This window comes from Kitasatospora sp. NPDC018058, assembly GCF_044327205.1.
Classification (GTDB): domain Bacteria; phylum Actinomycetota; class Actinomycetes; order Streptomycetales; family Streptomycetaceae; genus Kitasatospora.
In genome coordinates this window covers 1-21,320 of sequence record NZ_JBIRFA010000033.1, presented here as the reverse complement: position 1 = coordinate 21,320, position 21,320 = coordinate 1, and the positions used below count along the sequence as shown (strand labels likewise).

The following is a 21,320-nucleotide window of genomic DNA, read 5'->3' as shown; positions in this document are numbered from 1 at the left end:
CATGCTTCTCTGAACTTGGAGGCTGGGTGTCCCAGAGCCTCTCATCTGCAGCTCTCTGTAACCGGATTGGTGATGCCAGAGGAATCACATCGAGTGTTCCGGAGAGCGAGAGCCGTTCCGCCTGTCGGCCCAGTACTGTGACTTCGCATGGCCGACACCGAGATCGAGATCACCGCAGACCTGGTTCGCGACCTGCTGCAGGAGCAACATCCAGACCTTGCAGGGCTGGCCATCCGGGAGGTGGCGGGCGGTTGGGGCAACCAAATGTGGCGTCTTGGGGATGAGTTGGCTGTGCGCATGCAGCGCATGGACCCCACTCCGGAGCTCCAGCTGAAGGAGCGGCGGTGGCTACCGGTGCTGGCCCCGCGCTTGCCGCTCCCGGTGCCGCTCCCGGTGCGGTTCGGCGAACCGTCCGAGCGCTTTCCCAAGCACTGGACCGTGATGACGTGGGTTCCCGGCGAGCCACTGGACCACGGCTCGATCAGCCGCGGCGCCCACGCGGCCGACACGCTGGCGGGCTTCCTCCGGGCGCTCCATGTGGAGGCGCCCACCGAGGCGCCGATCTCTACGGACTTCGGTGCCCATCCCAGGAACTGCACGGACGGCTTCGAGAACTTCTTCCAGGCCGTTGTCCCTGGCGACATCGCTGCTGACGTCCGGGCCGTTTGGGACGACGCCGTTGCGGCCGACGCGTGGGAGGGCCCGCCGGTGTGGGTGCACGGCGACCTCCATCCCGCGAACGTCGTCGTCTCGGACGGAACGCTCTCGGGCATCGTCGCTGCCCTGTACGGGCGGGACCCAGGCTGGTTCAGCGGCGCGGTTTGGTGGTGACGATCCGCAGCCAGGAGTCGGCGCCAGCCGCCGCGGCGCGCTCCCGGGTCGGGTAGTGGTCGTGGCGGTTGGGCGTGGAGCCATGCGGCCAGGCATTCCAGCCGTTGCGACGCAGGTTGGTGTAGTTAGGGCTGATGTGGCAGATGACGGTGCCGTCGGCGGCGACGACGTCCCAGTTGCCTGTCTCCTGGTAGTGCTCCGCCTTGACCAGTTTCACAGTGTCCAGCAGCGCCAAGGCCTTCTTGCGCGACAGATGCAGCCGCTTCGGCATTCGCGTGGGACGGTCGCGTTGGTTACGTGACGGCTCAGGCCGTACTGCGTCGGGCGAAGCCGCCGCGCCCGCGGTGTCCGATCGGCCGGTCCCGGGGCTGACGGCGCGGGCCTGGATAGGTGCGGCCGGCGATTCGCTGTGAGACGGTGTCGGCCCCGAGTCGATCTGGATCCGGGCAGCCAGCTCGCGCTGCTCGGCTGCGCGGGCGCGTGGACGGCTGCCGCCGGGCTGGCTCGCTGGTCGGCCGGGCGTGACGCCGACGGCATGGGCCCGAGCTGGCCGATCGCCGGATACCTCCTCGTCGTCTGTCTCATGCTGCTCTTTCTCGACCTAGCCGGACTGACTGCCGTCGCCGAGCTGGAACGAAGGCTGGTGCACCGCTTCCTCGGCCCCGACGAACTCGCCCGGATGCGCCGCCGGATCGATGAGCTGGCCGCCACCCGGTCCGGGATCGTCGCGGCCGTGGACGCCGAGCGGCGCCGCATCGAACGCGACCTGCACGACGGACTGCGGCAGCGTCTGGTCGTGGTGGCGATGCTGCTCGGACGGGCCCGCCGCAAGAACTCCGAGGAGCTGTACCGGCAGGCACAGACCGAGGCCGAGCAGGCGCTGGACGAGCTGCGGCAGGTGGCCTGGCGGGTGTATCCCGCGTCACTGGACGAGCTGGGCTTGCGCGAGGCGCTGGCCGTGGACGCCGAACGCTCGCCCATCCCGGTGCACCTCAGCGGCGACCTGACGCAGCGGCCGGCCCCTGCCGTCGAAACGGCCGCCTATTTCGCGGTGCGCGAGGCCCTCACCAATGCGGCCAAGCACGCCGGGGCCACCCGGATCGAGGTGGCGATCGGCCAGGACACCGGCGTGGTGCGGGTGTCGGTGCGCGACGACGGACGAGGCGGCGCCGATCCCGCCGGGCCGGGACTGGCCGGGCTGGCCCGCCGCATCGCCGCGCTGGACGGGCACCTGACCATGGACAGCCCGCCGGGCGGCCCCACGTGCGTGGTGACGGAGCTGCTATGCGGTTGATGATCGCCGAGGACTCCGCGCTGCTGCGCGAAGGCCCGGTCCGTCTGTTGGCCGACGAGGGGCATGAGGTGACCGCCGCGGTGGGGGACGCGGACGCGCTGTTGGCCGCGGTGGCCGCCGAGCCCCCGGACGTCACCGTGGTGGACGTGCGCATGCCGCCGAGCCACACCGACGAGGGGTTGCGGGCCGCCCTGCGGATCCGGTCCGAGCACCCGCGGGTGGGAGTGCTGGTGCTGTCGCAGTACGTCGAACAGCGGTACGCCGCCGAGCTGCTGGCGGCCGACACCCGGGGCGTCGGATACCTGCTGAAGGACCGGGTCGGCAGGGTGGAGGAGTTCCTGTCCGCGCTGGAGCGGGTGCACGGCGGTGGCACGGTGTTCGACCCCGACGTGGTGCGTCGCCTTCTCGCGCGCACGCGCCACACCGACGATCTCGATCTGCTGACGGACCGTGAGCGGACCGTGCTGACGCTGATGGCCAGGGCTGCACCAACACGGCCATCGCCCAGCAGTTGTTCGTCTCCAGGAGCGCGGTGGAGAAGCACGCCAACGCGGTGTTCGACAAACTGCGGCTGCCTCGGGACGACGGCGCCAACCGCAGGGTGCTGGCCGTCCTGCGGTTCCTCGGAGGCTGACGTTCGGGCCCCGCCCCGCCTCCCAGGAGGCGGACCACCCAGCGCCCAGCCTGCGCGCGCACGCCGACACCACTGCTCCCCCGCATCACGACGGCTTCTCTCCGCGGCGGCCCCACCGGCCGCCGTCCAAGTGCCTCAAGACTGACCGCATCCACCGCGGGAGGCCGGAGAACAACTGGACGCCGCCCGTACGACGGACGCCGCGGCGCGCTCGTGTGCCCGACGAAGGGTTGCCGTCGCGTGGCAGGGCACGGATCCGGCCTGTGCGGAACGGGGCCCCGGGGCAGGGCCGGCGTCTATCGGCTCGCTGAAGGGGCGGGGCCCGTCTGTCCGATGGCCTCAGGGACGGGGCAGGTGCCGCACGTTGTCCGGCAGGGGTTCTGCCTCCTGAGCGCGGCGCAACCGGTCGGCGAGGACGGCGCCCGCGAGGGCGAGGTGCGTGACCTGGTTCTTCAGCCCGGAGTACTGCCGCTGAACGCCGGCCGACCGCTCGCCCTTCTTCAGGAAGCCGGTGTCGTCCACGATCAGCACGCCGCCCGGATCTGCCAGGTGCTCGACGACGTACTGGCGCACGTCGTCGAGCACCCCGTCGGCGGCCCAGTCGATCCGGTTCAGCAACCGCTGGATCCGGTCCGGGCCGCCGTGGCCGACTTCCTCGGCGACCGTCCACCCGTTTTTGCGTTCCAATGGCGCCAGCAGGCCCCGCATGTAGGCCAGTGCCGACTCCCGCGACTCGCTCCGCGCGAACCGGTGAGCAAACCGCTCATGCAGCCCGGCCAGCCCATCCGACCAGCGACCAGCATCGACCTCGGATATGTCCCCACCCATGAACGGTCCAACGAGCAAATCCAACAACCGTCACGGTAAGCACCGTTGCAGTACTAGGCGTGCGCCGTGGCCCGGCCTGGGAGCTCCCGGCCGGGTGCGGGCGGCAGCCCGATCCGAGCCAGGTCGGTGCGTTCGGCGTTGGGCGCATCGAGGGACTTCGCGTGCTTGGCCGCATCGACGGAACCGGGTCCGTGGATGGTGAGTTCGAAGTCCTGGTGCGCCTTGACGTCCGGAGCGAACGGCAGGCGGATCCGCCCGTCCGCGACCAGACGGCGCACCTCGGCCCGGCTCAGGCCGAGACCGAGCTGGAGCAGCCGCTCCACCCGGACCGGCGCGGGCAGCTCGAAGCGCACCTGCACCGAGAGCGGGTTCGGGTCGTCGAGCGCGTACAGCGGCATCCGGGTCTCCAGCTCCCACGTCCCGGTCCAGTCGAGCCGGTACCGGTTCTTCGCCGCGAGCGACGCGCTCGTCACCAACTCCCGTACCGCTGCCGGGTCGTTGATCTCGTACGCCACCAGTCGGGCCGGCTCCAGCGTCGAGACGTGGACGCGTTCGTGGACGGGCACCTTTGAGGTCCGGTCGCACGTCGCGCAGCTCAGCAGCAGCCAGACGTCGAGCAGCTTGCCGTTCGCGTTGACGCGGATCTTTCCCGAGGCGCGGTGCCGCATGCCGGGACAGTCCGGGCAGGACCGGATGACGGTGGGCAGGGCGGACTGACGCACGGCCCACAGGGCCTTGCGGTCGGTATTCATGTGTGTTGGGTGCTTTCAGGACTCAGCAGGAGGGCATGCCGAACTCACTCGGCGGCTCCCGCTCTCTGACGGATGCTCACGAGGGGCGCGACCCATCGCCCCGGGGCTGGGTCGTCAGGCTCCGAGGTCGATCGCGCGACAGGTACGTACTACGTGGCAGTCATCAAAAGTCCATGCGGGCGATCATGATCGAGACGGCGGCCCGCGGCAACCGAATTTCCCCGTGCTCTCGGCCGGCGGTCGCGCACGCTCATCTCATGGAACGCGGCTTGGGAAAGGCCGTGGCGGTGCAAGGAGTGCGGGCCCGGGGAGCAGGCCGACGTGTTGAGTCCGGCGGTCCGCGCGATCGTGGTGCGGCCGCCGTTGCGGCGGGTTTCTCACCGGATCTGGCGGCGGACCAGCTCATGGAACAAGCCGTCGGTGTCGGCCAGCAGTTGGGCGGGTGGCCCCTGCTGGACGACCCTGCCTTCGGACATGACGATCACCCGGTCCGCGTCCAGCACGGTGGACAGCCGGTGGGCAATCACGATCCGGGTGCAGCGGAGCGTGCGGGTGCTGTCGATCACCACGCGCTGGGTCTCGTTGTCGAGCGCGCTGGTGGCCTCGTCGAAGAACAGGATGCGTGGGCGGCGGATCAGTGCCTGGGCGATCATCAGGCGCTGCCGCTGCCCGCCGGAGACGGTGCCGCCGCTGTCGCAGAGCACGGTGTGCATGCCCATGGGCATGCGCTTGACGTCCTCGGCCAGCCCTGCCATCTCGGCGGCATCCCAGGCCTCTTCCAGGGAGTACATCCCGGTGCCGCGGATGCAGTCCAGGATCGAGCCGGCGAACGGCTGCGCGTTTTGCAGGACAACGCCGCACTGGCGGCGCACCGCCGCCTGGTCGAGGGTCGCCAGGTCCTGGCCGTCGTAGAGCACGCTGCCCAGGGCCGGCCGGTCGAAGCCGATGAGCAGTCGCAGCAGCGTCGACTTGCCGCAGCCGCTGGCGCCGACGATGGCGACGAACTCGCCCGGCGACGCGCGCAACGACACGTCGTCGAGCACCAGCGGTCCGTCCTCGGTGTAGCGGAAGGACAGCGCCTTGGCCTCGATCGCGCCGCTGAGGGCGCCGGGCGCCGTGCTGCCCCCGCGTACCTCGGGAGCCTCGTCGAGCACCGGCTTGATCTGCTCGAACATCGGCAGTACGGAGGCGGTCGAGATGAGCGCGCCGGTCAGCTGGGTCACCGATGTCAGCATCATCGTCACGGCGGTGTTGAAGGTGAGGAAGCCGCTCGGCGATAGCGCCCCGCGGGCCGGCCCGGCGAGCAGCATGAACATGGCGAGTGTGCAGAGCGGCAGACAGACCACATCGCACACCGTGATCAGGTTCCTGATCCGGCCGACCCGCCGCTCCAGTTCGCGGCTGCGCGCGAACTCACCCGCCCAGGCCGCGTAGGCGAAGCTCTCGGCTGCGGCGACACGCAGCTTGGGCAGTGCACGCAGGGTCTGGAACGCCTGGTTGTTGAGCTTGTTGTTGAGCACGATCAGCCGGCGCTGCCACCGCAACTGCCGCAGCCCCAGCCCGAGGAACACGGCGCCGAGGACGACCAGCACGGCGAGTGCCACCAGCGCCAGCGGAAGGCTGTACCAGAGCAGCAGAGCGAGGCTGACCGTGCCGACCGTCACGGCCTGGACGATCATCGCGCCGGTGCCCGACAGCAGTCGGCGGATGGCGCTGATGCCCATCGCCGCGGTGGCCAGCTCCCCGGTGGAGCGCTCCGCGAAGAACCTCGCCGGCAGCCGCAGCAGCCGGTCCCACACCGCCGGTTGCAGGGTGGCTTCGATGCGCCCCTCGATGCGCAGGATGGAGATGTTCTCCATCAGCATGAAGACGGCGCCGACGACGGCGGTGGCCACGATCGCCAGGCAGGTCTGGACGATGAGGCCGGTCTCGGCGTTCGGCACGTAGTCACCGAGGACCCGCCCGGTGGCGATGGGCACCATCGCGCCGAGGACGACTGCGACCAGCCCGCCGAGCACCAGGTTGCGCAGGTCCGTCCCGGTGCCGCGCAGGGCGAAGCGCAGCAACCGCCAGGCGGACAGGGGCTGTTCCGGCAGCGGTCGGTAGAACATCACGGCCCGCGGCTCGAATTCGTCCGCGTTCGCCCTGCCGATCCTTGACCGTGTTCCGCCGGCCGGGTCCACCGCCTCGTACCTGCCGTGCCGCCACAGCAGCGCCACCGGGGCGCCGGTCCCACTGCGCCGGCCCACCAGCGGACCGGCGTTCTCCCGCCACCAGCGCCCGGTGAGCCCGACCGGCCGGGTGCGCAACCGCGAACTCGACGCGATCTGCTGCACCGCGCCGAGCCGGTCGCCGAACGCACCGCCGTCGGCGGGCGCGGTGATTGCGACACCGGCCGCGCCGGCGACCAGCCGGCAGACGGCCAGCGCCGCGTCGTCGGATCCCGCGGGGGCATCCGCCGGAGCCTTGCCCGAAGTGCCGATGGAGGCCAGCAGCGCCTGGTCCGCCTGGGCGCGGACGGCTTCGCCCGCCTTGATGCCGGCCTCCGCGCGGTCCTCATGGGCGCGCTCCGACCGCTCGAGCCAGCGGTCCAGCGCGAACAGCAACCGGGTCTGTTGGTCGACCAGGCGCTGCCACACCGCGCCGTCGATCAGCAGGCCCCCGGTGCTCTGCCCATCGAACGCGCCGTCGTAGCGCAGGCTGCCAGGGGTCACCGACATCCACGCAACGCCCTCGTCGGCTGGTTCATGGGCGCCCGCCGCGAACTGTCCCGGCTCCCGGTCCGTTCGGCCGCCCGCAGAAGCTTCGAACAGAACACGCAGGCCGTGCCCGATACCGCGGACGAACGCGTCCTCCAGCAGGCCGAGGCCGCCCCCGGGGCGTTCTGACCAGGTGTCGGCGAATTCGGGCCGCGACAGCTCGCCCAGCCAGATCCGGCGCAGCTCACAGCCATGCAACGGCCTGCCGCGCAGGGTGTGCCGCGGCTCGTCGGCCGGTCCGAGCAGCAGCGTGCCCGCCGGGAGCCGGCCGAGGAAGTGCCAGCGCCCCTGTCGCACCGCGTCGACCGCGAACAGGTCCATGGCCCCCTCGACGACCAGCCACAGCACATGGGGCCCTTCCAGGGCCAGGCCGCGCGTGGTGGCGCAGTCGACCGGTGTGCCCAGTGCGCCCAGTGCGCCCAGCACCATCTCGCCCGGCCCAGTGCCATCGGCCACCGGGTGGTGAATGGATGCCACGTCAACGCTCCCTGACCAACTCGGCGTATCGCCCCCCGGCGTCGACCAGGTCCTCGTGCCGCCCACGTTCCAACACCCTTCCGTGCTCCAGGACCACGATCTCGTCGCTGTCGCGCACCGTGCTCAGCCGGTGCGCGATCACCACACAGGCGCAGCCGCGCCGCCGCAGGTTGTCGATGATCTCCTGCTCGGTCCCCGCGTCCAGAGCACTGGTCACCTCGTCGAGGACCAGGACGCTCGGGTCGCGGACCAGGGCCCGGGCTATCTCCAGCCGCTGCCGCTGGCCGCCGGAGAAGTTGCGGCCGTCCTGCACCACCCGGCTGTGGATGCCGCCGGGGCGCCGGGCGACCACGTCATGGATCGCGGCGTCCTTGAGGGCGGCGATCACGGCGTCATCCGGTACCGACGGATCCCACAGCACCACGTTGTCGCGGACCGTGCCCTCGAAGAGGAACACGTCCTGATCGACGAACGCGACCGAGGCGGACAGCGCGGCGCGCGGGATCTCCTCCAACCGCTGACCGTCGATGCGGATTTCGCCCTCCCAGGGCTGGTACAGACCCGACACCAGCCGGGACACGGTGGACTTGCCGCTGCCCGATCCGCCGACGAGCGCGACCTGCTGCCCGGGGCCGACCGACAGAGAGAAGCCGCTGAGCAGCGGTTTGTCCAGCAGGTTGTAGCCGAAGGTGACGTGCTGAAGCGTCACATGCCCAATCAGTCTGCGCGTGGTCGCGGCGGGTTCGCGCCGCGTGCACCGCGGATCCACCGGGAAGCCCTCGACGTCCTTCAGCCGGGCGACATCCGCCGCGAAGTCCTGGACCCGGCCCGCCACCGCGTTCAGCCGGGTGACCGGCGCGCTGAAGCTGGTCACCAGCGCCTGGAAGGCCACCAGCAGACCGATCGAGATATGCCCCTCCACCGCCCGCAGCCCGCCGATCAACAGGATCAGCGCGTTGTTCAGCGCCGCGAGGGCGGGTGCGACGACGGCCAGCGCAGCGCTCGGCACACCGAGCCGCTGCTCCCCGACCAGCGTCGTCGCGTGCTGGCCGGCCCAACGGCGGAAGTACCCGTTCTCGCCACCGGTGGCCTTCATCGTCTCGATCAACCGCAGTCCGCTGTACGAGGTGTTGGTCAGCCGGGCACCGTCCGCGCGCAGCTTGTCCACCCCGCTGCTCCGGATACGGGACACCAGACGCAGCGCCACCACGTTGAGCAGCGCGAGCAGCACCCCGATCACCGTCAGCTGCGGATCGTACATCCACAGCAGCACCGCGTAGACGATCACCACCACCGCATCCACACAGGCGGCGACGAGGTCCCGCGCCAGCGTCTCGGCGACGGTGTCGTTGGACTGCAGGCGCTGGACCAGGTCGGCCGGGTAGCGCTGGTCGAAGAACGTCACCGGCAGCCTCAGCAGATGCCGCAGGAACCGGGCGCTGCCCAGGGTGGACGAGATGATGCGCCCACGCAGCAGGTTCGCCTGCTGCAGCGTGGTCAGCACGCCGGTCAGCACCACCATGGCGGCCATCGACGAGAAGATCACCGGCAACAGCGACGTCTGATGGCCGAACACGAACAGGTCGATGTAGGCACGGCTCAGAGCCGGCACCGCCGCGCCCACCACCACCAGCAGGAAGCTGGCGACCAGCGCGGCCAGCATCGTGCCCGAGGTGCCCCGCAGCCGTGCGGGCAGCGCCGCCCTGATCCCCGGCCTGCGACCGCCCCGGCGGAAGCCGGCGTTGGGCGCGAACGTCAGCACGACACCGGTGAAGCTGCTGTCGAAGTCCTCCAACGACACAAAGCGACGACCCCGGGCCGGGTCGTTGATGTGTACCCCGTGGCGCCCGAAGCGGCGACCCATCCCGTCGTAGACGACGAAGTGGTTGAACTCCCAGAACAGGATGGCCGGGGCCGGTACCAGCGCCAGCGCCGCCGGTTCCATCCGCATGCCCTTGGCGTCGAAGCCGTACCCACGGGCCGCCTTGAGCAGGCTGCTGGCCCGGGAGCCGTCGCGGGAGACCCCGCAGGTGACACGGAGTTCCTCGAGCGGCACATGGCGTCGGTAATGGCCGAGCACCATCGCCAGTGAGGCGGCACCGCACTCCACGGCTTCCATCTGCAGCACGGTGGGACTGCGCACGGCCTTCGGCTTCCTGCCCTTCGGCATCGGTGAGTGCATCGGTGAGTACGTCGACCGGCCCGCACGGCGCGGCCCGACGGCCGGCTGGTCAGGCAGGCGCTGCCCGCGCCCCGCGGCGGGCGGCCGGCGGCCGGCTGTGGACCTTTGCCACCCGGTCATGGCAGGAGCCAATCGATCGGATGCTGCGCGGGCAGGTGGATGGCCCCGCTGACCAGCGTCGCGGAGTCGATCGTATACGGCGGGCCACTTGTGGACGACCACGTGTACCCGGACCTCGTCCCGGCCGAGCGGTCCAACTGGACCATGACGGCCACCGGTTGGTCCTGGGCGGAGAACCGCTCGCCCAGCTGGCCGTTCCCGAGGAAGCCGGCGATCTGCTGGCGCGTCTGGGGAACCCGGCCGACCGTCAGGACGTGCCCGCGCAGCACGCCGAAGCGCCGCGCGGGCACCGACTGGACGGTCAGGTCCACCGCCGAACCCGCCGGGATCGTCGCTCCGCCACCGTCCGGCACGTACAGCATCGCCACCAGCGGGCTGTCGGAGTTGTCGATGCGTTCCACGGTCGCCAGATCCGCTCCGGTGGTGACCACCGTGCCGATCCTGGCGACCAGTGAGGTCACCCGGCCCGCGGCCACGGTCCTTACGGTCTGGACCTCTTGTTCCGTGCCCACGCTCAACAGCGGCACGTTGCTCGGCAGCCAGTCGCCCTCGTCGGCGAAGACGGCGGTGACCTGGCCCGCCACGGGGCTCTGCAGGACGTAACTGCCCTCCGGGTGGGTCAGGACCCCGGGGGCGCTCAGCCTGGGGGAGACCGAGCCGGTCACGGCCCAGAACGCGGCGGCAGACATCACGACCACGGTGACCGTGAGCACAAGCCACCCCTGCGGCCGGGCGAAGCGCACCGGCACAGCGATCTCTTCGGGCGACTGCAGCTTGGCGAGCGCCCTCTGCCGAAACTTCACGGCACCATTCCTTCGACGGCACATCGGCCAATGGAATCCACAGGCCCCGGAACGCGAGCTCCGGGGCCTACGACCAGCCGACCGTGTTCACACACCGACAGGCTGATCCATCTTGATCGTGCAGTCAGCGGTGACGCCTCTTCGTGCACAGTACGTCAGGGAACGAGGCTGACGGGCAGACCGGCCCCTGCGACTCGGTTTGCGAAGCGTCAGCGGACCGTGTGGCTCAGTAGTGCCACCCCCAGTGGGGGACGCCACCGCCGGCGATGTCGTCCAGCTCGTCGTCGTCGACGGCCGTGGTCTCGAAAGCCTCGACCTGGGGCAGGGTGTCAAGCGTCTCGACCTGAGGCGCGAAGTTGATGGGCATGATGTGCTTCCCTTCTTTTCCTGGTGCTCATGAATGCGGGTCGGCCTGTTCGGCGAGCCGATCGGGCCTGATCGTCCGATGCCCGAATTTCGGGAACGGTGTACGACTCCCCGATACCGCAGCGGTGTTGAACGGCCTACTCGTATTCCAACGTGTTCGGCACCGCGCCGGGCACCGTCAGCTTATGGATCACGCTCGTCCACGGGCATTACGGCGGCCACCGAAGTGGTTTGGACATACGACCGAAAGCGCCCACGCGTCATGACCGTCAGGAGGCCGACCTGCACGGAGGCGGCCCGGCGCCTACGCGGCCTCCGTCATCGACATGTGCTCGCGGCGGGTGGTCGGCTGGTCCATGGCCCCGCACATGCGCGCCGATCTGGTCATCGACGCCCTGGAGGCCGCCGCGGCCGCCCGGGGCGGGAACGTGATGGGGGTGATCTTCCACCCGGGCCGCGGCTCGCAGAGCGGATTCAACTGATCGTCGCAACACCTCGAGCGAATGTGCAGGATCGGCTGCCGGGCACGGTCGCGGGCCCGGACGGCGTGCCGGTGCCCGGGCCGCAGACGAGCTGGAAGGGGCGGAACAAGCCCCGGCGCCAGGACCGGCGCTGGGCGACGGCCTGGGGCCCTGAACAGGTCGCCCGGAGACTCCCGCTCGACTTCCCCGAGGACGCGACCATGCGCATCTCCCACGAAGCGATCTACCAGTCCCTGTACATCCACGGCTGCGGTGGGCTCAAGCGGGAGCTGACGGCCTGCCTGCGCACCGGCCGCGCACTGCGAGTGCCCAGGGCCCGGACCCAAGGGCGCGGCAAGAACTTCGTCACCGAGGACGTGCTGATCAGCCAGCGGCCGGCCGAAGCCGGCGACCGTAAGCGTGACCAGTGCACCTGGTGCTCGTTGGTGTGGCGGCGGGGTGTGACGACGAAGTGGCTCATCAAGCGGCGGATCTCTTGGGCCCGGACGGCGGTCAGGTAGGCCAGGGCTGCCGTGGCCAGGGTGATGTGCCGGTACCAGGCCCGGTAGAGCCGGACCTGGTAGTGGTCCAGGCCGCGCTCGTTCTGAGCGGCGACACAGCCCGCACCGGCCGCGGGGAACACACCGCGGACGGGCGGCGCAGCGGCACCAGCCGCGACCGCTGACCCCCCAGGGCGCCGGCCGGGTGGCTGCTGCGACCTGACGGGTCGCCAGGAGTGCTGGCGCGCCAGCACCGCCAGAGGATGCCTGAGCCGGCCGGAGGAGACATCCGGCCGGCGCGGGCTGACCGATGCCCGCCGGGAGTGGACCTACAAGGAAGGAAGCAGCTGCTACCCCTGCCACCAGGCCCACCAGGCCCATGCAGGCCCATGCAGGCCCTGAGCGTAGCCTGGCAGACCAGCCCTGGCGGGTGACGGAGGGGGCGATCCAGCCGCGGTGGCGCAGGCTGGGGCACGCCGGCGGCTGAGCGCCCCCGGAAGCACGTACGCGTGGGACTCGGCTCCTGGCGGAGCCGCGCACCACGCGTGGGACTCGGCGACCGGCCGGTCGGCCGCTCGCGGAGCGGTCAGACCCGAATCCGCAGGTAGTGGCGGAGGTCGGCGGCTGATACGACGACAGGTGTCCCTGCGGGTTTGAGATGATCGAGGTTCTCTACGCCTGATCGCTCTACCTGCAAGGACACCTGCCGAGTGAAGACGATATCGCGTCGCCGTACCGCCTCCCGCACGCCCGGTCGGCGGTGGAGCCGGTTGCGTGCCCGGGTGGGCGGGGTGGACGGGTCGCTGACGGAGAACGGCGGCCTGTTGCTGGTGGCCGAGCTGGACCGGGCACTGGGCACCACCGCGGCCCTGGAGGCGGGGATCGGGCCGGTCAAGGCACGTGACCGGGGCCTGTCCGGGGGCGAGTTCGCGCTGGCGCTGGCCGCCGTGCAGCTGACCGGCGAGGACCACCTGGTCGGCTTTGACCGGCTGCGGGCCGATCGGGTCGGTGAGGGGTTGCTGCCCGCGCCCGTTCCGCCGTCCACGACAGCCGCCACGCTCGCCGCCCGGTTCGACCAGGCCCGACGCGAGGGCGTGGAGCGGGCGTGTGCGCAGGTCACCGCCCGCGCGCTGGCCGCACTACCGGTCGCCGGTCGGGCCCGGATCCTGACCGGGCGGGTCACGATCGACCTGGACGCCAAGGACGACGAGGTCTACTCGACCCGCAAGGAACAGGTCATCCGCTCCTACAAGGGCGAGATCGCCGGGCGGGTGCACGCCGCGCACTGGGCCCAGGCCGGCACCGTCCTGGTCACCGACCTACTGGACGGCCGCTCGGACGGCCGCACCCACGCACCGGGCCAGGTGGACCGGGCGGTGGACGCGGTGCGTGCGGCCGGCGCCAGGGGCCCGGTCCTGTTCCAGGGCGACTCGGGCTACTACGCGGGCAAGGTCGCCGAGAAGATCGTCGCCCGCGGATGCCTGTTCCGGCTCGGGGTGCCGCGCAGCCAACCGCTGTGGCGGGCGGTGGCCGCCGTGCACGAGGACGACTGGATCGACGCTCTGGACTATCCGGGCACGCAGGTCGCGCTGCTGGACTACGTGCCCACCGGATGGCCCGAGGGCACCGGGGTGATCGCGCGGCGGGTGCGCTACGACGCCGCCGACCTGTCCGCGGACCCGCGCTCGCGCCGCTCGCGCACGGTGGGCAAGGACCAGCTCGCCCTCGTGTTGGACGGCATCGCCGACACCGCGTACGCCTACTAGTTCTTCGCCACCAACGAGCCGCTGGACCTGGACGAGGAGATCGCGCTCGCGGAGTGGGAGTTCCGCCGCCGTGCCCGGGTCGAGGAGCTGTTTGGTGACACTGCCCACGGCGCCGGACTCAACCACCTGCCCTCCGCCTCGCACGCGGTCAACAGCATGTGGATGTGGGGCGCGCTGCTGGCCTACAACCTCGCCGCCTGGCTGCAGATGCTCAGCCCACTGGGCACGGCACGCCGCCGCATCGCCACCGTGCGGCGCCTGCTGATCCACCGGGCCGCCCGCTGCACGGTCACCGCCCGCCGCCACGAACTCCACTTCACCGCCAGCAAGCGAGTTGATCGCCAACACGCTCGCCCGGATCCGCGCCCACCGGCACCTCCCGGCCACCTGACCGACCCGCCCGACCGGGCCCGCACCCCCACACCGCCCTGGAAAGCCGCCCACCCGACGCGCCAGCCGGGCCTCCGGCCTACCCACACACGCCGGACACACGCCAGCGGCCAGCACAGAGATCAACTGACTGGCCGCCGGTCACTACCTGCGGATTCGGGTCAGACCTGGCCGGCCTTCTCGAGTGCCGTGCAGCAGGTGTCGACGATCAGCCGGGTGACCTGGTAGGGGTCGACGTTGGCGTTGGGGCGGCGGTCCTCGATGTAGCCCTGCTTGTCCCGCGCGACCTGCCACGGGATCCGCACCGAGGCCCCGCGGTTGGAGACTCCGTAACTGAAGCTGCTCCACGGTGCGGTCTCGTGGTGGCCGGTGAGGCGCTCCTGGACGCCGTGACCGTAGTGGCGGATGTGCTCGAGCGGCTTGTCGTCCTGTCCGAGCGCGTCGCAGGCGGTGATGATCGCGTCGTAGCTCTCGCGCATTGCCCTGGTAGAGAAGTTCGTGTGCGCTCCGGCGCCGTTCCAGTCGCCCTTGGCCGGCTTGGCATCCAGGCTGACGGAGACCCCGAACTCCTCGGCGGTCCGGTGGAGGAGCCAGCGCGCGACCCACAGCTGGTCGGCGACGTCCAGCGGCGACAGCGGGCCCACCTGGAACTCCCACTGGCCGGGCATGACCTCGGCGTTGATCCCGGAGATCCCGAGGCCCGCGGCCAGGCAGTACTCCAGGTGCCGCTCGACGATCTCCCGGCCGAATATCTCGCCTGCACCAACGCCGCAGTAGTAGTCGCCTTGCGGGGCCGGGTAGCCACCCGCGGGAAAGCCGAGCGGGCGGGCGCCGTCGAAGAAGGTGTACTCCTGCTCGATCCCGAAGAGCGGTTCCTGGTCCGCGAAGCGCACGGCAGTCTGCGCCATGGCGGCCCGGGTGTTGGAGGGGTGCGGTTCCATGTCGGTGCTGAGGACCTCGCAGAGCACGAGCAGGTCCCCGCCACCGCGGAGCGGGTCGGGGCAGCTGAACACCGGGGCCAGGACGCAGTCGGACGCGTGACCTTCTGCCTGGTTGGTGCTTGAACCGTCGAAGCCCCAGATCGGCAGCACCTTGCCATCCGGCAACACCTTGGTCTTGGACCTCAGCTTGGCGGTCGGCTGGCTGCCGTCGATCCAGATGTACTCGACCTTGTAACTCACGGGTTCTTCTCTCATTCGGTTTCGCGACGAGAGCAGCGGCGTGCTGCCTCGGGTCTTTGGTGCGGCCGGCGTCCTTTCGGGCGCCGACTCAGGTGGGCTGCTCCGCGGTGTCAGAAGCGGCCCGGGTGGGGCCAGGGCTCTGCCGCAGCGCCGCCACGACGGTGTCGTGGCCGGCCTGTTCGGCATCCGTGACCGGCGTCCCGCCCCAGCGGTCGGTGGCGGCGACGTCGGCGCCCTGCTCCAGCAGGTAGGTGACGACGTTGAGATGGCCTTCGGAGGAGGCGAGGTGGAGTGCGGTGCGGCCGTCGTAGTCGCAGGACCGCGCATCGACGCCGGATGCCAACGAGGCGCGCACCCCGTCGAGGTCGCCGGTGCTCGCTGACCAGAGCAGCCGAATGGTGCCGTCGATCGCGGTCTGATTCTTTTTCAGCCGGGGGTCGCGCTTACCTCCCCGGTCGCTTCCGACCAGGGAGTCGTACATGTGGAAGTTGTACCTGTCGACCAGCTGGCGGCAGAACTCGATGCCGCGCACCGAGTTGCCCAGCGCGTCCAGCCGGGGCGCCCAGATGGCGATGCCCATGACCTGCGGGATGACCAGCATGAGGGCACCCGAGACGCCGCTCTTTGCCGGCAGGCCGATAGTGAACGCGAACTCGCCGGAGTAGTCGTACATGCCGCACGAGGACATCAGGGAGAGGCACTTCTGCACGGAGTCCGTGGAGAATACCCGGTCGCCGGTGAGCGGTACGACCCCGCCGTTGGCCAGGGTGGCGGCAACGGATGCCAGGCCGCTTGCGTTGACCTCGACGGAGCAGCACTGGAAGTAGAACTCCAGGATCTCGATCAGATCGGTGCGTTCGGGGAACGCGCCGCGCATGAAGTAGCCCAGGGCGAAGTTGCGGTCGGCGGTCTGACGCTCGGACAGGTAGACCGCGTTGTTGAAGCCCACCGGGTTGCCACCCGACAGCCGCCGCCAGGTGTCGGCGACGTAGTCGAATCGGTCGGCGATGTCGAGTGACGGCTTGAGCAGCGAACAGCTCATGATGGCACCGGAGTTGATCATGGGGTTGTGTGGCAGGCCGTCGCCGTTGACCGACAGCTCGTTGAAGCCGCGCCCGCTCGGCTCCCGACCCACGTACCGGTGGACCAGCTCGGCACCGTGCTCCTCCAGCGTCAGGCAGTAGTTGATCGGCTTGCAGACCGACTGGACGCAGAAGCCCGTGTCCGAGTCGCCGACGGCGAACTGCTGGCCGTCCACGGTGCACACCGCGATGGCGAACCGGTCAGCGGGCACGCGCTTCAGCTGCGGGATGTAGTCCGCGACCGCGCCGCGGCGCTCCTGCAACAGGCTCCGGTAGATCCCGGTGATGTCCGCCACGAAGGAGGGGAAATCCGGAATGACGAGCTCGCCGGTGATGGCACGGGCCAGCAGCCCGTGGTTGCTCCGACACAGTCTGGCGAACTGCCCGAGGTCGAGTCGCCGTCCCTCGCCCTCTCGGTCCTCCGGTGCGCCCCAGAAGTCCCCGGCACGCGAGTCGTCCGGCGCGATGCCCGCCTGCTGAAGCCGGGTCATGACATCCAGCCAGGACACGTTGCCGAGGGCGTCCTTCTTGAACGAGTCGAACAGCCGGCGCACGTCGCTGAAGTCCTCGGACGCCGCCGCTCCGGTCCCACGTGCACGGATCGCGGTGCGGCGCGGCCGGTCGCTCCTGTCGTTCCGGTCGCCGATGTCCGCCTTCGCGGCAGCGGCAGTGGTCCTGGCTCCCATGTCCGTGTACTCCCTCGTGAGGCTCCGTCACCCGCCCTCGGTGGATAACTCCGAGCGGGCTGTCAGCGGGATTCACTCCACCAATCGCGGCGAACCGGCGACAAGCCGCTGGGACCGCAGAGCCCAAACCTTTGGGGTGCTCCGGCCCACCGTTCTTCGGTCCGCCAGCCTGACCAGGGCCGATACCGGGCAGCGAGTCCGGGGAGCACCTCGGCTGCCGCCGTTCGAGCCCTTCGGTACGGGTTACGGGTGAGGCAGGGACGGACGGTCGGAGAGCTCCGGACCGGTTCCCGCGGCTGCCGCCCGGACGCCTCCTGACGGCTCGGGGTTAGGATGGCGTCCCCGCGGCGCCCGCTGCGGCGGTGATCCGGTCATGCCGTTCGAGTCGGACCGGGACACAGGAAGCACGTGCGTACGGAGATGTCGATCGACCTGGAAAAGACCGCCGGCTCCGTGCGGGGGCACACGACGCTGCCGGCGGGCCGTGAACGAGAGGCCGAAGCGCTGGCTGGACTGCTCGCCGGGCCCGCGGTGGTCCTGCTACCGGGCGCGCCGGGCAGCGGCAAGACCGAACTCCTGCGTGCGGTGCTCGACCGGGCGCGCCAGGAGGGAACGACAGTCGTCCGCGCGTCGGCGGACCGGTTGGAGAGTGCGGTCGACTTCGGCGTGGTCCGGCAGCTCTTCGAGCACGAGGTGGGCGACGCCGACGCCTCCCTTTCCCTGTTGCGTGGTCATGCGACAGCCGCAGCCGAAGTGTTCCGTCCCCGACAGCTCGGGGCTGCCGGTGCTGCACCGGGGTGCGGCGACGAGGCCGCCGTCATGAACGGCCTGTACTGGCTGGCCCTCCACCTCGCCGGTCAGGGTCGGCTGCTGGTCGCCGTCGACGACCTGCAGTGGGCCGACGGTGCCTCACTGCGCTGGCTGCGCTTCCTGCTCCGGCGCACGGACGGGTCCCGGGTGGCCGTCGTGGCCACGGTCGAACCGAGCGAGGCGGGCGGTGAGCGGCAGGAGATCCTGGCCGGTGTGCTGCCACTCTTCCGGCAGCGCGTGGTACTCGGGCACCTGGACGAGCCGGCCGTCACCGCAGTGGTGACGCGGCTTCTCGGCCAGGCCCCCGACGAGGAATTCGTCCGTGCCTGCCGCTCGGCCTCCGGCGGCAATGCCTTTCTGCTCCGAACTCTGCTGCGTACTGCCCGGCAGGCGGGTATCCAGCCGGTGGCGGCCGATGCCGCCCGGCTTTCCTCGCTCGCTCCGGCGGACGTCGCGATCGCCGCCCGGAGCCTGCTCGACGGCGCCGCTGCGGGCTCCCACGCCGTGGCGGTGGCCGAGACGGTCGCCGTGCTCGGCGGAACGCCGTCGGTCGACCTCGTCTCCGGCGTTGCCGAGTTGCCGGCGCCGGCCGTCGCGGACACGCTGCACGGACTGGTCAGGCTTGGGCTGCTGACGGCCGCCGGGCCCGAGATCGGCTTCGCCCACCCCGTCGTCGGGTCCGTCCTGGCCGATCAGGTCCTGCCGAGCCGACGCCATGAGCTGCGGGTCCGGGCTGCGCGGCTGCTGTGGTCGCAGCGGGCCCCGGTGGACGAGGTGGCAGATCACCTCCTGCACAGCGCGAGTCCACTTGACGAGGACTGGGTCAACGAGACACTGCGCAGGTCGGCGGCCGAGGCGCTGCACGGGGGTGATCCCCGGCGAGCGGTCGCAACGCTGCGCCGCGCCCTGCGTGAGCCGTTGACGGAACGATCCAGGGCTACGTTGCTGGGCATGCTCGGCGAGGCGGACCTCGCCTCCTGCGTGCCGACCGCCGTACGCAATCTGCGGCACAGCCTGGAACTGTCCGAGGAGCCCGATGCGCGCACCTCGGCCGCCAGGCGACTGGCGATGGCCCTGTTCGCGACGGACCAATACGCCGAGGCGCTCGACGTACTCGGACGCACCAGTACCGCCCTGCGCGGGGTCAGCGACGAGCACGCGCTCAGGCTGGAGATCGACTTCATCTACGCCGGCCTGAGTGAACTTGCGACCGCCCCTTCCGTGCACTCGCGGCTGTGGGCACTGGACCTCGCGGAGGCTCGCGGCGGCACGGCGGAACGCCCGCTGGCGGCGCTGCTGAGCCTGCGGGCCACGATGCGCGGCGAGGACCCGGCCCAGGCCGTCGAGCTCGCCCGGCGGGCACTCGCTGACGGGATGACCCCCGCTGACGACGAGTCCATCGTCTACAACAATGCGGTCTTCGCGCTCGGTGGCGCGGGCCAGGCCCAGGAGGCCCTGGCGTACGCGGACACGGCCGTGGCCGAGGCCCGGGACCGCGGCTCCGTGCTCAGCTACGCCCACGCGATCTCCACGCGCGCCAACGCGAACTGCCGGCTCGGCCGGCTGGAGGAGTGCCGTGCCGACGCCGAGGCCGCGTTGGACTCACTGCGTGAGATCGGCATCGGCTTCCGCACGAGCCACAGCGTCTTCGCCGTCACCACGCTGCTCGAGGCGCTGGTCCGCCAGGGACGGATCGACGAGGCCGATGTGCTGCTGAACGAGGCCGGCCTGGCCGGCCAGCTGAACGGGCACTGGATCAACGAGTACGTGCTGCTCGCCAGAGGCTGGCTGCGGACCGCTCAGGGCCGGCTCGATCAGGCGCTGGCGGACTTCCTGCTCTGCGGTGAGCGTTCCGGCCTCCGGGGAATGACCAACCCGGGCTTCTACCCGTGGCGGTCCGAGGCGGCACTGGTCCTCACGGCGCTCGGCCAACCGGAGCACGGCCGGGCACTGGCCAGTGAGGAACTCCGACTGGCCCGGAAGTGGGGCGTCGCCGAGATGACCGGTGTCGCCCTGCGAGCGCTGGGAGTGGCCACCGGGGGCTCCGAGGGACGGGAGCTACTGGGCGAGGCGGTGCGGGTTCTCAGTACGGCCCAGGCCCGGCTGCGCCATGCCCAGGCCCTGGCCGACCACGGCGCCGCCCTGCGGAGGGCCAGTCGGACCGGGGAGGCACGTGAGCAACTGCAACAGGCCGTCAGCATGGCGCACAGGTGCGGTGCGACCACCATTGCCGAGCAGGCACGGGAGGAGTTGCGCGCCGCCGGTCATCGACCGCGCACACCCACGTTCCACGGGCTGGAGGCGCTGACACCCACCGAACGCAGAGTGACCGCCCTGGCCGCCGAAGGCATGACCAACCGGGAGATCTCCCAGCACCTGTTCGTCGGTCTGCGCACCGTGGAGGTCCATCTCACCAACGCCTACGGCAAGCTCGGCATCGGCGGCCGGTCCGGCCTCGCCGAGGCTCTCGCAACCGGTGCCGACACCGCTCCGTGAAAGCGCCGCTGCCCGGCGCCGCCGCTCCTGGGAACACCCAGGATTCGTACGGCGATCGGGGCAAGACCGGCCGCCCATAGGGCCCGGCGCGCACGGTACGTCGGGGTGGCCCGAATAGGGGTAGTGCTCGCCCGGCTTGACGGCGCGCCACCCGGGACGACCGGCAGGACCTCTCCCGGGGATGCTGCCGGCTCAGCGCGCGGCTCCCTCGCGTTCGGTTGACGGCCGGGGGTCGACGGCCGGGGCAGCATGCCCGGCGTCACCGTGCCCGGCAGGATCCCTGCGGGAGGCCCTTGGCCACCCACCGGAAAGGCGCCCTGGCACCGGACTGGGGGAGTCCGGTGCCAGGGCATCCGGGCGGCTCGGTTCCTGCTGTCCCAGGACACTGCGCTGGAACAGGTGGCCGGGCACCTCCTGCACAGCCTGTTGGGTGAGTCGCGGGTACCGCAGGTACGGCCCCGGGCAGCCGGGACCGTCGATGAGCACGGCAACACGGCTTCGTCGGCCTACGCACTGGGGAGCCACACCCAGGGCAGGCTCGCCATCAACGGCCGTGCGGGGCTGACGCGCGCCGTCGTCCTCCGAGGGCCGCCGCAGCGAGCGAACGGACGGCGGCGCGTGAACGGGAAGTCCTCGGTCCCGACCGTCAGGCATCCGCGCCGCCCGGCGCCTTGAAGGGTGTCTTTACTGTCGGTAGGGCGGCTGAGCTGCGATTTTTTCGGGCGAGCGTGTTCTGGGCGTGATCGCTGGTTGTGGGTCTGCGACTGTTCTACTTGATCTTCTGCCGCGTGCTGGGCTGGCTGGCTCTGTTGGGCCGTTCCTCTGCCGTGAACAACGCTGAGATCCTCGCTCTGCGCCACGAAGTCTCGGTACTGCGCCGCCAGGTGGAGCGACCGCGGATG

Annotated in this window: 10 protein-coding genes and 7 pseudogenes; 7 read left to right on the top strand and 10 right to left on the bottom strand. The window is 70.9% G+C overall.

All coding sequences use genetic code 11. From position 1 onward, the window contains the following. Positions 1-147 precede the first annotated feature (147 nt). Positions 148-825: pseudogene (locus ACH4E7_RS33655) on the top strand (phosphotransferase); the annotation flags it as partial. Here the strand turns inward: ACH4E7_RS33655 and ACH4E7_RS33650 are convergent. Next, complete coding sequence (locus ACH4E7_RS33650; protein WP_396252943.1) at positions 809-1,102, bottom strand: hypothetical protein; 294 nt, start codon at positions 1,100-1,102, stop codon at positions 809-811. The pseudogene ACH4E7_RS33655 and the gene ACH4E7_RS33650 overlap by 17 nt on opposite strands. Before the next feature lie 264 nt (positions 1,103-1,366). On the opposite strand from ACH4E7_RS33650, the gene ACH4E7_RS33645 reads away from it, so the two are divergent. Both ACH4E7_RS33645 and ACH4E7_RS33640 read left to right on the top strand, forming a co-directional pair. Next, positions 1,367-2,125, top strand: coding sequence for a sensor histidine kinase (locus tag ACH4E7_RS33645; protein ID WP_396252942.1), 759 nt, complete (start codon positions 1,367-1,369; stop codon positions 2,123-2,125). Beyond that, a pseudogene (locus ACH4E7_RS33640) lies at positions 2,116-2,759 on the top strand (response regulator). Before ACH4E7_RS33645 ends, ACH4E7_RS33640 begins: the two are co-directional and overlap by 10 nt. A 402-nt stretch (positions 2,760-3,161) precedes the next feature. Here the strand turns inward: ACH4E7_RS33640 and ACH4E7_RS33635 are convergent. The 6 genes and pseudogenes from ACH4E7_RS33635 to ACH4E7_RS33610 all read right to left on the bottom strand — a co-directional run. Then, a pseudogene (locus ACH4E7_RS33635) lies at positions 3,162-3,587 on the bottom strand (transposase); the annotation flags it as partial. Positions 3,588-3,640: 53 nt separating this feature from the next. Next, on the bottom strand, positions 3,641-4,339 hold the full coding sequence (locus ACH4E7_RS33630) for a DUF1062 domain-containing protein (protein ID WP_396252941.1): 699 nt from the start codon (positions 4,337-4,339) through the stop codon (positions 3,641-3,643). Between the two features lie 377 nt (positions 4,340-4,716). Beyond that, positions 4,717-7,527, bottom strand: coding sequence for an NHLP bacteriocin export ABC transporter permease/ATPase subunit (locus tag ACH4E7_RS33625; protein ID WP_396253013.1), 2,811 nt, complete (start codon positions 7,525-7,527; stop codon positions 4,717-4,719). Positions 7,528-7,576: 49 nt separating this feature from the next. After that, positions 7,577-9,757, bottom strand: a complete 2,181-nt coding sequence (locus tag ACH4E7_RS33620; RefSeq protein WP_396252940.1) for an NHLP family bacteriocin export ABC transporter peptidase/permease/ATPase subunit — start codon at positions 9,755-9,757, stop codon at positions 7,577-7,579. Between the two features lie 116 nt (positions 9,758-9,873). Next, positions 9,874-10,680: a hypothetical protein gene (locus tag ACH4E7_RS33615; protein ID WP_396252939.1), complete on the bottom strand. Its 807-nt coding sequence runs from the start codon at positions 10,678-10,680 to the stop codon at positions 9,874-9,876. 226 nt (positions 10,681-10,906) lie between these two features. After that, a complete protein-coding gene (locus ACH4E7_RS33610) occupies positions 10,907-11,047 on the bottom strand; it encodes a hypothetical protein (protein WP_396252938.1) in 141 nt (46 codons plus the stop codon). Between the two features lie 304 nt (positions 11,048-11,351). On the opposite strand from ACH4E7_RS33610, the pseudogene ACH4E7_RS33605 reads away from it, so the two are divergent. Continuing rightward, positions 11,352-11,513: pseudogene (locus tag ACH4E7_RS33605) on the top strand (DDE-type integrase/transposase/recombinase); the annotation flags it as partial. 29 nt (positions 11,514-11,542) lie between these two features. Continuing rightward, a pseudogene (locus tag ACH4E7_RS33600) lies at positions 11,543-11,923 on the top strand (IS30 family transposase); the annotation flags it as partial. A 77-nt stretch (positions 11,924-12,000) separates the two neighbouring features. Here ACH4E7_RS33600 and ACH4E7_RS33595 read toward each other — a convergent pair. Beyond that, positions 12,001-12,120, bottom strand: a pseudogene (locus ACH4E7_RS33595) (IS701 family transposase); the annotation flags it as partial. Between the two features lie 597 nt (positions 12,121-12,717). Here ACH4E7_RS33595 and ACH4E7_RS33590 point away from each other — a divergent pair. Then, positions 12,718-14,391 (top strand): annotated as a pseudogene (locus ACH4E7_RS33590) (IS1380 family transposase). Here ACH4E7_RS33590 and glnII read toward each other — a convergent pair. Then, a complete protein-coding gene (glnII, locus tag ACH4E7_RS33585; RefSeq protein ID WP_396252937.1) occupies positions 14,325-15,344 on the bottom strand; it encodes a glutamine synthetase in 1,020 nt (339 codons plus the stop codon). The pseudogene ACH4E7_RS33590 and the gene glnII sit on opposite strands and share 67 nt — an antisense overlap. Before the next feature lie 88 nt (positions 15,345-15,432). Beyond that, positions 15,433-17,112: a glutaminase A gene (gene glsA / locus ACH4E7_RS33580; RefSeq protein ID WP_396252936.1), complete on the bottom strand. Its 1,680-nt coding sequence runs from the start codon at positions 17,110-17,112 to the stop codon at positions 15,433-15,435. A gap of 408 nt (positions 17,113-17,520) precedes the next feature. Between glsA and ACH4E7_RS33575 the strand changes: the two genes are divergently transcribed. Next, entirely contained in the window at positions 17,521-20,418 is a 2,898-nt protein-coding gene (locus tag ACH4E7_RS33575) for an AAA family ATPase (RefSeq protein ID WP_396252935.1), read from the top strand. Positions 20,419-21,320 lie beyond the last annotated feature (902 nt).

Excerpts from the sequence above, each read along its gene's own strand:
- ACH4E7_RS33620 (WP_396252940.1), bottom strand. The coding sequence starts at position 9,757 with ATGCACTCACCGATGCCGAAGGGCAGGAAGCCGAAGGCCGTGCGCAGT.
- glsA (WP_396252936.1), bottom strand. The coding sequence starts at position 17,112 with ATGGGAGCCAGGACCACTGCCGCTGCCGCGAAGGCGGACATCGGCGAC.
- ACH4E7_RS33645 (WP_396252942.1), top strand. The coding sequence starts at position 1,367 with ATGGGCCCGAGCTGGCCGATCGCCGGATACCTCCTCGTCGTCTGTCTC.
- ACH4E7_RS33625 (WP_396253013.1), bottom strand. The coding sequence starts at position 7,527 with ATGGTGCTGGGCGCACTGGGCGCACTGGGCACACCGGTCGACTGCGCC.
- ACH4E7_RS33650 (WP_396252943.1), bottom strand. The coding sequence starts at position 1,102 with ATGCCGAAGCGGCTGCATCTGTCGCGCAAGAAGGCCTTGGCGCTGCTG.
- ACH4E7_RS33630 (WP_396252941.1), bottom strand. The coding sequence starts at position 4,339 with ATGAATACCGACCGCAAGGCCCTGTGGGCCGTGCGTCAGTCCGCCCTG.
- ACH4E7_RS33610 (WP_396252938.1), bottom strand. The coding sequence starts at position 11,047 with ATGCCCATCAACTTCGCGCCTCAGGTCGAGACGCTTGACACCCTGCCC.